General features: G+C 56.5%; 13 protein-coding genes, 2 pseudogenes and 1 riboswitch. Of the genes and pseudogenes, 8 read left to right on the top strand and 7 right to left on the bottom strand.

Annotated features, from left to right (window positions below; genetic code table 11):
* Nucleotides 1-114: 114 nt before the first annotated feature.
* Nucleotides 115-1299, top strand: coding sequence for an IS256 family transposase (locus tag ACEUKI_RS05275; protein WP_131218582.1), 1185 nt, complete (start codon nt 115-117; stop codon nt 1297-1299).
* A 335-nt stretch (nt 1300-1634) separates the two neighbouring features.
* Here the strand turns inward: ACEUKI_RS05275 and ACEUKI_RS05270 are convergent, their stop codons facing one another.
* Entirely contained in the window at nt 1635-3782 is a 2148-nt protein-coding gene (locus ACEUKI_RS05270) for an SWIM zinc finger domain-containing protein (RefSeq protein ID WP_374156588.1), read from the bottom strand.
* Nucleotides 3783-3887: 105 nt separating this feature from the next.
* Here ACEUKI_RS05270 and ACEUKI_RS05265 point away from each other — a divergent pair, with 105 nt between their 5' ends.
* From ACEUKI_RS05265 to ACEUKI_RS05255, 3 genes and pseudogenes are all read left to right on the top strand, one after another.
* Complete coding sequence (locus ACEUKI_RS05265; RefSeq protein ID WP_012471885.1) at nt 3888-4013, top strand: hypothetical protein; 126 nt, start codon at nt 3888-3890, stop codon at nt 4011-4013.
* 36 nt (nt 4014-4049) lie between these two features.
* Nucleotides 4050-4400: pseudogene (locus ACEUKI_RS05260) on the top strand (DUF1828 domain-containing protein); the annotation flags it as partial.
* Nucleotides 4401-4471: 71 nt separating this feature from the next.
* Complete coding sequence (locus ACEUKI_RS05255) at nt 4472-4819, top strand: DUF1829 domain-containing protein (RefSeq protein WP_374156590.1); 348 nt, start codon at nt 4472-4474, stop codon at nt 4817-4819.
* Between the two features lie 111 nt (nt 4820-4930).
* Here ACEUKI_RS05255 and ACEUKI_RS05250 read toward each other — a convergent pair whose 3' ends face one another.
* A complete protein-coding gene (locus ACEUKI_RS05250) occupies nt 4931-5362 on the bottom strand; it encodes a transporter (protein WP_374156587.1) in 432 nt (143 codons plus the stop codon).
* A 232-nt stretch (nt 5363-5594) separates the two neighbouring features.
* Between ACEUKI_RS05250 and ACEUKI_RS05245 the strand changes: the two genes are divergently transcribed.
* Both ACEUKI_RS05245 and ACEUKI_RS05240 read left to right on the top strand, forming a co-directional pair.
* Nucleotides 5595-6218, top strand: a complete 624-nt coding sequence (locus ACEUKI_RS05245) for a plasmid pRiA4b ORF-3 family protein (RefSeq protein ID WP_374156586.1) — start codon at nt 5595-5597, stop codon at nt 6216-6218.
* Between the two features lie 175 nt (nt 6219-6393).
* Nucleotides 6394-7077: a DUF3800 domain-containing protein gene (locus ACEUKI_RS05240; RefSeq protein WP_080785033.1), complete on the top strand. Its 684-nt coding sequence runs from the start codon at nt 6394-6396 to the stop codon at nt 7075-7077.
* 69 nt (nt 7078-7146) lie between these two features.
* On the opposite strand, the gene ACEUKI_RS05235 is transcribed toward ACEUKI_RS05240, so the two are convergent.
* The 4 genes and pseudogenes from ACEUKI_RS05235 to ACEUKI_RS05220 form a co-directional block, all read right to left on the bottom strand.
* Nucleotides 7147-7434, bottom strand: a complete 288-nt coding sequence (locus tag ACEUKI_RS05235) for a hypothetical protein (RefSeq protein WP_236838436.1) — start codon at nt 7432-7434, stop codon at nt 7147-7149.
* 258 nt (nt 7435-7692) lie between these two features.
* Entirely contained in the window at nt 7693-8628 is a 936-nt protein-coding gene (locus tag ACEUKI_RS05230) for an alpha/beta hydrolase (protein WP_144169410.1), read from the bottom strand.
* 74 nt (nt 8629-8702) lie between these two features.
* Nucleotides 8703-9212 carry a macro domain-containing protein gene (locus ACEUKI_RS05225; protein ID WP_050824900.1) on the bottom strand — a complete coding sequence of 170 codons (510 nt, stop codon included), beginning with the start codon at nt 9210-9212 and terminating at the stop codon, nt 8703-8705.
* A 20-nt stretch (nt 9213-9232) separates the two neighbouring features.
* Nucleotides 9233-9978: pseudogene (locus ACEUKI_RS05220) on the bottom strand (phosphoesterase).
* A 139-nt stretch (nt 9979-10117) separates the two neighbouring features.
* A riboswitch (TPP riboswitch) is annotated at nt 10118-10286 on the top strand.
* Between ACEUKI_RS05220 and tenA the strand changes: the two are divergent.
* Together tenA and ACEUKI_RS05210 are read left to right on the top strand one after the other, a co-directional pair.
* On the top strand, nt 10277-11011 hold the full coding sequence (gene tenA, locus ACEUKI_RS05215) for a thiaminase II (RefSeq protein ID WP_171842511.1): 735 nt from the start codon (nt 10277-10279) through the stop codon (nt 11009-11011). (Overlaps the previous riboswitch by 10 nt.)
* Nucleotides 10999-11283: a hypothetical protein gene (locus ACEUKI_RS05210; protein WP_236838437.1), complete on the top strand. Its 285-nt coding sequence runs from the start codon at nt 10999-11001 to the stop codon at nt 11281-11283. The genes tenA and ACEUKI_RS05210 overlap by 13 nt, the downstream gene beginning before the upstream one ends.
* A 124-nt stretch (nt 11284-11407) precedes the next feature.
* Here the strand turns inward: ACEUKI_RS05210 and ACEUKI_RS05205 are convergent, their stop codons facing one another.
* Entirely contained in the window at nt 11408-12040 is a 633-nt protein-coding gene (locus tag ACEUKI_RS05205; RefSeq protein ID WP_143247998.1) for an alpha/beta hydrolase, read from the bottom strand.
* Nucleotides 12041-12118: the final 78 nt, after the last annotated feature.

The raw sequence follows: 12118 nt of genomic DNA, 5'->3' as shown, positions 1-12118 counted from the left end.
GAGATTTTGCGCACTTTGGTTTGGGCTTGAGATAGGGGCATGGCCCGTGTCCTGTGTACGATTTTCAGTCGCCAGACATTAGAAAACCGCGATTGGAAACGAGGGCACGAAGCCATGTCACAGCAGATTCTACAGGTCGACCAGGCCATGTTGGAAACCACCCTGGACCGGATGGTCCGCAAAAGCGTCGAGGAGACCCTGAACGCGATGCTCGACGCCGAGGCCGACGAGATCACCGGCGCCGCGCGCTACGAGCGCAGCGGGGACCGCAAGGCGTACCGGGCCGGCCACTACGAGCGCGACCTGACCGTCAAGGCCGGCAAAATGAGCCTGAAAGTGCCGAAACTCAAGGGCGCGGTGTTCGAGTCGGCCGTGATCGAACGATACCGTCGGCGTGAGGAGAGCGTCGAGGAGGCCTTGATCGACATGTACCTGGCCGGCGTCTCCACCCGCCAGGTCGATGATGTCAGCCGGCTCCTGTGGGGCGACCGCATGCCCTCGCAGACCCTGAGCGACAAGCTCAAGCGCGTCTATGCGGATATCGACGCATGGCGGGGCAGGCCCCTCGAACAGGATTACCCGTACCTGTTCATGGACGGCGTGTGGCACAAAAGGTGCTGGGGCGGGTCCGTGGAGAACGTGAGCATCCTGGTGGCCATCGGCGTCGGCATGGACGGGCGGCGCGAGGTGCTTTCGGTGGCCGAGGGCATGAAGGAGGACGCGGAAAGCTGGCGCGAATTCATCAAAGGCATGCTCGCACGAGGCCTCAAGGGCGTGAGACTGGTGACGGGAGATCGGTGCGCGGGGCTGGTCGCCGCCGCGGGCGAGCTGCTGCCCGATGCCCGCTACCAGCGGTGCATGGTGCATTTCGAGCGCAACATACTCGCCAGGGTCAACCCCGGGAACCGCGACTGGGCGGCCGACGCACTGAAGGCCGTGTTCTCCATGGAATCACGCGACAAGGCGTTGGAGAAGGCCGAATCCGTCGCCCGGGACATGGAATCCAGGAAACTCAAGGAGGCCGCCAAATGCCTGCGCGAGGGCATCGGCGAGACCACGACCTACCTGCTCGACGACTACCCGCGCGAGCATAGGCGTCGGATCCGCACCAACAACATGATCGAACGGCTCAACCGCGAGATCAGGCGCAGGACCCGCGTGGTCGGCTCGTTCCCCGACGGACGCAGCGCGTTGATGCTCGTCTGCGCGAGGGTCCGCTACGTGACATCCGACGAGTGGTCGACGCGCCGCTACCTCGACATGTCAAGGCTCGGTGAGACCGTACCAGCAGCGAACTGATCACCGCCACAGGGACGGGCGAAGACCAAAGTGCGCAAGAGTTCGGGCACTACCTTTTGTTGGTATCGGTGTGCTGTTTTCCGTAGCGTCTTTCATTGAAGTGGTCCGATGACGGGCCGCCTCTGTGAAGGGAAGCTGATGATGACCGCGAATTGGAAACAGATCATGATTATGCTGTTCAGGGGGTAATTCAGAATCGGATTGCATCCGTCGCGTGGTGCAGCAAACGCGATGTGTCGCGCGCCGCGCGGGTGATTCGCGAGCACCGTGTGCCATCATGCCAAAACAGTACCGTATGACAGCCGAATAAAACCGAATGTCATATCCACATACCATTACAACGCAAACGCCAACTCCTCGCGTAGCGCATTACGATTCGGATAACGCCCGACAATCTCGTGTGCCAGCACACGGGTCTCCTCATCGCCGAACACTGCGGCGAAACGGCGCAGCTGTTTGGCGATTTGCTGGTATGTGCTGCGGCGCGCCGTCAATGTATTGTCGACGCCACGTTCCACCGTAAACCGGAACACGGGCGTGCCCATGGTGCCGTATGGCATCGCGTCGAGGATTATCGATTTTGCCGATTCGGGGTGTTCGATGGCGATGGTGCGCAGCAATGGCAGCGGCGGGTAATCGACGATGGCGCAATAAGTCAGGGCCGCGTCTGAAAGCCGCTCGTCCACGATGAGCTTCTCGTAAGCGGGATTGCGCCAACTGCTGTGGCGCTGTATGCCGCCTTTGGTGGTTATTTCCGGCTGGTACTTGATGCGGTCGATGATGTTCCGGGCGCAATCTCTGGCCAGCCCATCAGCCACGTCATGCCATTCTTCTGCGCTAAGACCGCCGTAGATGCGTAACAGATTGCGTAGTTTACTCACGTAATGGGTATCGGATCTGTCGTTGCAGGAAAGAATGTAGTACCGATACACGTTGGCGAGCAGTCCAACGTCATTGAGTCCCTCGGCGCAGCATTCCATGATGGTATGCCATCCATGGGGCAGCAGGTCCGGCAGCAGACCGTTATGTCGGGCATCGATATCGACATCTTCCATATCCCGGCTCGACAGAAGGAAACCTTGTGCGAGCATGTATGTGGAACGCAAGTGCCCTTCATGAATCATGTTCGCAGCGTTCATCAGTGTGAGGGCCATTGACTCCGAGTATTCGCTCAGAAGCTGCTCGCGTCCAGCGTCATCGTTGGATAGAGCGTATAGGTCGTAGGCGCTCATGAGTGTGAACAACTGCAATACGTGTAACGATTCATCCGAAATGAAGTCGGTTTCGTCGTCTACTTCGCTCGTATCCTCGTTATCCTCATCCTCGTCGTCCTCGTCGCTTTCTTCGCTCTCTTCGTTGAACGAGTATTCCAGATTACGCGTTATCGCGTTCTCGATCACGTCATAGGCCCACATGCGTTTGTCGTCATATTGGGCGAAAGCGAGCGCGCTGGAAATCAGCAACATACTGTTCAATGGTTCGCATTGCCGCATATCCTTGTCGTTCGCGGCCTGCGCAATGGTGTTCAATGCCTTGCCGGCGGTAGAGGAGTCGGCGAATTCCGCCACATTCTCCATATAGCATCGCACGCGCATCGCCAGATCATCCATAAGCGTGAGCAAAGGTTCGGAGCCATCATCGTTCTCGGACGAGAGCAGAAGCGCGTGGACTTCGTGTATGCACAGTCGCAGGTTGCCGCATGCGCTCGCGTAATCACTGGATTGCAGGGCATTGCCCGCGATAGCCTGCACGGTTTTGATGAATTCTGTGTAGTCACAGGATTTGCTGTACGCATCGCTGTGCTTACTGATATGAATAATGAAACGTTCATGGCATCGGCGGATTGTGTCGGAGAGCATGGTTTGTGCGTCGATCAGCGGGATTAGCGGTCGTTCTTCGTCTGGCTGGGCGCAGAAAGTCTTTGCGGCTTCGCGCAGTTGGGTGGACCACAGGAACAGCAGATGGCCTTTGCCTTGCTCTGCGCGCGCGTCGAGGTGTTGCTGGATGGGATCCAGCACGGTGCGGGGGAGTGCGATGACGCCATCGTGAGCGTTGGCGGTGTCATCATTGTGGTGATTGCCGTGCGCGCCAATGAGCTGTTTGCGCAGTTCGTAAAGCACGGCACCTATATGCTTGCAATATGGTGTTCTCTGATACGGGCAGGTGCACGCGGCGGATTGTATGCGAATCGAATTGTCGTCGGTTGTGGATTCGTGGTCGGTGTTACTGCTGGTAGTGGCTTGGTCATCAGTGCTTGCTTCATTGGTGTTCTCGCCGTGAGCGCCTTTGCCGAGGCGGATGTCAACGTCGTAATAGTCATCGTCGCTGCCGGCCACCCGCGCGTGATACAGCTGCGGCGCAATCTCCTGCACCGAACTCACTCGGCCTGATTCCCAGTAATCGGTGGCGCGTTCGAGAATCAGCGGCGTGCCTTCGAACATGACTTCGAATTGAGCCAACGCTGGCTTTTGCGGAACAACCATACTGCTGATTGTAGCGGGTGGAGTGTTACTCGCCGCTTGGCGGTGCATACTGGTCTGATGTAGTCTTGTTTCCACTGGGTAATCGCATTCGGGGAAGAGGCGTCAATGGCTGTACTGACAGATGCTGAAGCTCGTCGTATGCTGGAACTGCTGAAGGAAGCTTTGTCTCCGAAGTCCATCACCCTGAATAAAGGCGAGAAGCAATTCCAATTGCATCAGATAAGTTTGTAGTCAAATGAATCGTGGTGTTTACGACGAGAAGAAAGTATGACGAGTTCTGATTTTGACTCATTAATTCGAAGCTACGGAAAACGGCTGTCTGATAACACGACTTATACGCAACTGGATGAGTGGTATGAAGTTAATGTTCCGCTTCTGGATGAAGACAACGACTATACGCAGTTCTATGTGAAGCCCGGGAGGAACAGCGTAACGTTCTCTGATGACTGTGCCACATTACGCCGTTTGGAGTCGCATGAGATGACTGTGACGGAATCGCGTTTGGCAGTGCTCAAAGATATTCTGAATCAGTTTGGTATTGAACGTAACGGCGACGAGCTTACTCTGACGAGCGATACTGCTGATTTTGCTGATGCCAAGAATCGGTTCCTGCAAGCTATCATCAAAGTTGGTGATATGTCTATGCTGGCCAATCCCATGTGCAGACGTATTTTGCAGATGACATTCGTATGTTCTTTAATGCGAACAACATACGGTATGTGGAAGGCGTTCAATTCCGTGGCAAGTCTGGTTTGCTGTGCCCGTATGACTTTGTGTTGCCGTTCACGAGTAAACAGCCGGAACGATTCTGCACATCTATTACGCGGCCTTCCCAGCGACTCATTTCCAGTACCTTATTTTCATGGGAGGATACGCAGGCGGCACGAAAGACACCAAGTGAACTGGTTGTTTTCCTCAATGATTCGGATCGGCGCATTGACAATCAGCTAATAACCGCTTTGGAAAAGTACAATGCGTATCCCATTAAGTGGAGTGAGCGGGAATTTAAGGAGAACTTGTACAAGCTTGCTTCGTGAGTGGTGTTTGTGGCTTTGGTCGGGAGCGAGGTTTCTGCTGTTTGCCGTGTCGACCTCCCCTCAGTCGCCTACGGCGACAGCTCCCCTCGGGGAGGGGAGTTAAGGAAGCGCTTAACGAGCGTAGGGCTTCAGCCGCTCCCAATACGCCCGAATCGCGTCGAACGAATACACCGCGATCGCGACCCAAATCACCATGGACGCCGCATAGCCCTGCGCGCGCATCGGTTCGTGCAGCAGGAGCACAGCCACACAGAACTGGATCAGCGGGTTGAGATATTGGATGAAACTCACGGTCAGGTAATGGCTGTGCTGCACGCCGGAGGAGAACGTGGCCAGCGGAATCGCGGTGGCCAGGCCGGAGAACGCCACCAACAGCGCGACCATGGCCGCCAACGTGGCGACCAAACGATACGCGAGCACGCTGATGGCATTCATACTGGACAGCGCGCGCCAGTACAGCGGCAGCACGCCCCAGCCGATATCGGACACGAGCAGCACGGCTATCCCCATTCGCGTCTGCTCGACAGTACGAACCGAAGTCACGTCTCCCCACCATAGCGACTGATCACATGAGTGTCCCGCACCTAGTCACATGGCATATTGGACTTGCTGATGACGAACAGTACCGGTTATTGTTCGAGTCTTTTCCACAGGACACGGAGATTGAACAGATGATTCGGCCTTTTCTGAGGGCGCGAATCAGATTCGTAATGCAGTGGTTTGCCCTGGACTCTGTTACGGTGATAATAACTTCATCGTTGATAAGGGAGTCTTCATGGCAGGCAATGGCAACACGGCATTTCGTTTCCGAGTCACTTTGCGCCTTGACGGGCGCGAATGCTGGCGGGAGATTCTGGTGCCGGCATCATTGACGTTCTTCGATTTGCATGCGGTATTGCAGGAATGCTTTATGTGGTACGGCGAGCATCTGTTCTGCTTCTGCGCCACATTCCCGGATGGGAAGCAGGTGCAGGTGGAAGAATTGTGGGGAGAAGAGCCCTCATACCATGAGGCGAAATATGAACAATATATGCCGGTGGAGCCGTTGCCGGAAGTTCGCATTGCTTCGGAAACCGAGCTGGGCGACGTGTTTCCCAAGGCGCGTACCGCTCGCTATTACTACGATTATGGTGACGATTGGATCCATGATATTAAGCTGCTGCGTACCTACCGCAGCGTGCACGTTGCGGATCCTCAGCTTTGGGATGGGGCGGGGGATGCGCCTCCGGAGGATGTCGGCGGGGCGTATGAGTTCGAGCGGTTCCTTGATACCTTGGGCAATCCCGAAGATGAAGAACATGATGGCATGGTTGAGTGGGCCGAGGACCAGATGTGGGATCGTTTCACGCTGAACCACCATCGTGAGCGTCTGTTCCGTTGGCACAAGCACGTGACATGATGTTGCAGTAGATGGCGTGGCTACAATATGAGCAGCTGTCAGCGGAATAGCCGTTTGTGGCTTGCGGGCTAGGGGCTGAAAATGCTATAAATATATTGCTTTGCTCGGAAACGAGAAAGGCTCCAAGTCGCCGGGGGGCTCCCCCGGCATTTTTGTCAACGGGGACGGGGGTGCGATGCCGTCTGTATTGAGCATCTTCGCTGATGAGAGCGGTGAGTGGGGTAAACGATCAGAATATTATTTAATTACTCTTGTCTTTCATGACCAGTCTAAGGACATTAGTCTTGCCTTAGAGCAGTACCGCCAGTCGTTGGCTGACTATGGACTTCCTGATGTCCCTTTCCATGCTGGACCGCTGCTTACCGGGCATGATGCTTACGAAGGGATGAGCCTATCGGAGCGTAAGAGGCTTCTGGGTTTATTCGTTATCATGACTCGGCGGCTGCCGATTACATATCGGACGTTTGTGCATCGTAAAAGTGATTTTGACGATAACCGCCAACGTTTTGAAGCGCAACTCAAACGCGATATTGTTAATCTACTTTTGGCGCATCTTTCGGATTTCCATTCTTATGGCACTGTCAAGGTGTATTACGACGGTGGCCAACAGATAGTTACTGATGCCCTGCGAGGCGGGATTGAGTATGCACTCTCAAAAGATGCCATTGTCTATCGTGACGCTTCTCCACGCGACTACCGGCTTGAACAAGTTGCGGATTTTCTATGCACCCTTGAATTGACCTGTGAGAAATTCCGGAATGGGGAACAAACTGAAACGGACAACAAGTTTTTTGGTGATTGGAAATCCTTCAGAGTCAATTATCTTAAGCCGATCCGCAGGAAAAGATTGGAATCATAAATTTGGCAGTGCCCATATATATTCGGGACACAATTGAATAACACGAAATAGCAAACAAAATCCCCGGACCTACACAATCATCGCCACGACAATCTCAGAAAACACCGTTACGGCAATCAGTGGTGCGGTGCCGTCGATGAAGGCGGGCATGGGTGGCAGATGGTAGTAGTCGAGGTAGCAGGCCATGTCGGCGATAAGCAAAATCAGCAGGATGATGGCCAAAACGATGGCGGCGGTTGCCCCGAGAGCTCCGGAACTGTGCAACATAGTCAGCGCACATAGTTCCAGCGTGATCCACATGACGATGAGCAACAGTTCCGTGGTAATCGGCCGTTGCAACAGTCGCGAAGTAAGCACGGCCAGAATGGTATAGGCGGCAACGCCACCGACCGCGAACCGCTGAATCCGCCGAGTTCACCGGCCCTATTAAGTCCCTCAACTCCATCAATCACCGTCTGACCCATCACATCACGCTTTCATACACATTGCCGATTGACAGTCCTAGAACACAGTCTAGAACTGTCATGGCATGTTCGCGCAGATAGGGGCTCCAACAAAATTGGCTAAAAGAGAACTCGGCGACTTATCAAGGACTCGCCCGTGTGCCCTTACCGTTCAGCTCCGCTCACGAATGAAATCGAAAATCACGTCGAAGACCTGCTGGCTCCAGAAATCGTACTCATGTTCGGCGCCGTCGACTAGCACCAGCTGCGCGTCCACGCCGTGCTTGACCAGCCGGTCGCGCATCTTGACGGATTGATGGTAGGGGACCACGGTGTCGGCGGTACCGTGCAACAGGAGCATCGGCGGATACTGTTGGTCATCCCGCACCTGCAGGTAGGGGCTCATGTCAGCCGCGCGCTGACGGACCTCGGCATTGATGCCGGTCTCATGGGTCGCGCCCACCACGGCCGCGAACGGGCCGAAATAATACAGCCGGAATGGATTGGTCTCATCGTCGAATGCGTCGACAGCTTCAAGCATGTCGGTGGGCGGGAAGCAGCTGACCACGTACTTCACCGCATCGCTTTCATCGGCATTGGTGCCGTCCTCATACCGCGGATCGTCGGCGGTCAACCCCACCAGCAGCGACGTGTTGCCGCCGGACGACGTGCCCCAGATGCCGAGACGGTCGGGGTCCGCGTGCCATTGACGTGCGTTTGCCCTGAGATAGCGGATGGCTGCTTTGACGTCCTCGAGATATGCGGGGAACATGTCGTGGGGATCGCTCGAGGCATCGCGATGATTCACCGTAGCCACCACAAAGCCTTCGCGGGCCAAAGCCGAGAGCTGCGGGATCTCGTAGTCGCGATGCGGCGTGGTCCAGGCGCTGCCTTGCACGAATACCACGGTGGGGTAGCGGCGGTCATCGTCATCGCCGGTGGATTGCGGGGCGATGATATCCATTACCAGATCATCGGCCCCGGTCTTGTACGCCACGTTGCGGGTCAGCGAGGCCAGCCCGGCAAGCGTGGGATTAGATGGAATATGGATGGCGCCGTCCGAACCAGTGACGTTTTCGGCGGCTTTGGATGAGTCGATGGTTTGCATGGAATCCCCCTGGTTCTGTTGCAATACAGGACATCATACAGATGATACGAGGCCGATCGCTGATGATCGCGCGACTACCGATACAACGCCAGAAACACGGAACAATCGGAGTCTCCTACGCCCTGCTCGGACTGTCCGCCTGAATGATTGCGATTGCTGGTGGCGAGAAACGCGTGTATCTCATCCCTAGCTACCGCGAGCGCTGCATCCCGCGGATAGCCGTAAATCCCGGCGGAAATCAGCGGGAATGCGATGCTTCCGCAGCCGAGCGACACAGCAAGCTCCATCGAATTGCGATAACAGGCGCGCAGCAGTTGTTCCTCACCGGCATCACCGCCCTGCCAAATCGGGCCGGCGGTGTGAATCACGTATCGGGCGGACAATGCGAAGCCTGGTGTCGCTACGGCGCAACCGGTGAGAATAGGGGAAAGTCGGTCACAGGCCTCCTGCATATCCCGAGCTCCCGCCGCACGGAAAATCGCGCCGCACACGCCGCCGCCCATCAACAACCGCGTGTTCGCCGCGTTAACAATCGCATCCACCTGCATGGTGGTGATGTCCTGATGCACAATTCGCAGTGGCATGACTGCTATCCCTTTATTCTTTAGAACGACGGCATATCAAGCGACGGTGCTTGTGACCTGTCGGGCTAGCCGATGCGCTGCCATCGTCATGTTCACGGAACCAATCGATAACCTGCGCCTCGCTCACCGGCATCAAGCCCCATGCATCCAATCCGACGTTCAGAGCCTCCGGACGGGCCCCATCGGGCGAAAGCTGATGCGTGTGACCATACAGCAGCTTGCGACCGTCAAACGGCAGGGCCTTACCGCTGAACTTTGCCACATCGTCGGGCCAGCTGTACGACAAATCCTCCCGATATGGGAAGTGGGACAGATTCACTATGCCAAGTCCTTCGATTTCGACCGTATCGTTCGGCTCAAGGCTCTCGAACAGGTTGAGTGTGGGCCGATCTTCAAGCCACCAACCATCGTGATTGCCGATCACACCATGCAAATGCTTGCAATTGAGCGCGCGTAGACAGTTCTTCAAATGCGTCAGTGACGTGCGAAAACCGATGTCGCCCAGAATCCACAACTCATCGTCCGGCCCGACCATCGCATTGATATTGTCCACGATCGCTTTGTCGTGAGCATCCGTATCGGCTGCCGTACGGAACGTCGGCCCCGAGTCCAGCGTCGTCTCCTTGGCCCAATCCTCAGCGGCTTTGCGCCCATGCGCGCGCAGTATTTCCTCATAGCTTGAGCGCGTTGGGTCGAATGTCGTAAAACCTCGTAACACGGTGACCAGCGGATGCCCGAAATGCGTATCGGTGGTGAAATACTTCATTGACGGTCCTCCTGCGGTGCTGTCCTTGCCGCAACCGGTGCAAGGACATTACGAATGACTCCATCCTAAGTCCATAAGCGCCATGTGAGGAGTCGCAAGGATGGCCATCAGCCCGTGTCTGTTCGTGTTGCCATAATAAGGCGCATTGCAGGGGAACCCATGAACCAAGCCGATACCAACCGAGCCGGTACGGTGCCATTCGCGCCGAGACCGAATCAATCGCCGGCATGCGGGTTGAGAAAGGCATAAGGCCTGACCCTTGGAACCTGTTGGTCAACACCATCGGAGGGAGCAAATGATGACTTTTGACGCCGCTGCATTCGGCCCGATTACCTTGGACCATCTGCCGCCGTTCGCGCAACGACTGCGCGAGGCCGCCAACTTGGTCTGGGAGGAGGGATACCGGCAGCCGTTCCTGCGCGAGCTGGGCAACGGGACGCTCGATCGCGAGCGCTTCGCATTCTATCTGCTGCAGGACTACCGTTACCTAAACGACTACGCCAAGGTTCACGCTCTGGCCCTCACCAAAACCCAGGATCCCGAAGTCATGCGGTTCATGGCCGACGTGCAGAACGGTATCTTCAATGTGGAGTCCGCGATGCACCGCAAATACATGGCAAGCTACGGCATCAGCGAGCAGGAAATGAACTCGGTTCGTCAGTCCGCGTTCGCCCGCGCCTACACGTCGAACATCCTTTCGATCGCATATGGCAATCCTTTAGTCGATGTTCTCGTGGCCGTGCTGCCCTGCGCATGGGTGTACGCCGACTATGGGCAGCGTCTCGCCGCCGAATTCACGGACACGCTTGATTCCAACCCGTACAAGAGCTGGGTGGACATGTACAAAACCGAGGAGTTCTGGAGCAGCTCCGCATGGCTGATCGAACATATCGAGCAGCTGACCGAACACCTGAGCGCAGAACGCAAGGACGAACTCGTGGACATCTTCGTGACCGGCGTGCAGAACGAATACATGTTCTGGTCGAGTGCCTACGACATGCAGTACACGTGGAAACCCGAATGGGACGTGTGAGGCGCACGATGGATGAGCGGTGGGCGCGTGCTTTGCGCGCCAAGGGCATTGATATTGACGGGGCTGACGGTGCTGGTGGGAAACGGGCACACGACGGCAAACGGCATACCAACATCACGGGTACTGGTCGACGCTCCGAGTCCCAGCCGGCTGCCGGGCACTGCGGTCGATCCAATACCAGTACGAATCTGCCGGGACTGAAGGTGACGGCACACGCCACGCCATTCAAGGCCACCGGTCATAAGGGCGGCATCAGCCGGCAGGGGAATTGAGCTGATCGCAGAACCATCGCGCGATGAATGGGCGTGGCCAACGCCATTCCCCATTGTTGAGCCGCTTCTACTTGGACCGGTACCTCTTTGAACGGAGATATTCCATATTGGAGCTATTCCGGCATCATATGGCACGTAGGAAATCCCGGATATCGGCGATTTCCTCATCACAGATGGCATGGGCCATGCCGGAATACTCGCGATAGGTCAGATGCCCGGCCCGTTCAAGGACCTGATGGGCCGTTTGCTGGTCGGGCAGCGGAATCGTGCGGTCCTGCGCGCCGTACGCCAGGAAGAATCGGGTAAGGGAGTCAAGCGCCGCCTGTTCCTCGCCCATGAACGAAGGACTGAGCAGGATCGCGGCATCGAACAACGTCGGATGCGCCTTGACCAGACGATACGACAGATAACCGCCTTGGGAGAAACCGATCAATATCTTCCTGCGATGGGCGAGTGCCGAGGCGTCCAGCAGTGAAGTCACCGCATCCCCGACCGCCGCGCATTCGCGTTGGCGCTCGTCCACGCCGCAGCCGTCGGGATACCAGTAATTGCCGCCCATATAGGGCCGCGCGTAGGTGGCACGGAACGAGATATAGCTGGGTGCGGCGGCAATTGCGGCCGGGGCCGCATCGGCTCGCGTCGGCGCATATACGGCGTCGAGAATCCGCACCATCTCGCTTTCGTCGTTGCCGTAACCGTGGAACATCAGGAAAATGGGGTCATTGCCGCCGGCATCGATCTGGCTTGTCATCTGCATTCGCATCGTCATCACCTCACCAACGAGCTTACATGCATTAGACTTGTAGCGATTGACCCACCGAGCACGCAAGGAGCA

The sequence above is a fragment of the Bifidobacterium sp. 2450 genome, assembly GCF_041900695.1.
Taxonomy (GTDB): domain Bacteria; phylum Actinomycetota; class Actinomycetes; order Actinomycetales; family Bifidobacteriaceae; genus Bifidobacterium; species Bifidobacterium longum.
Note: the sequence above shows the minus strand (reverse complement) of the source record. Positions and strands in the feature narration are given on the sequence as shown.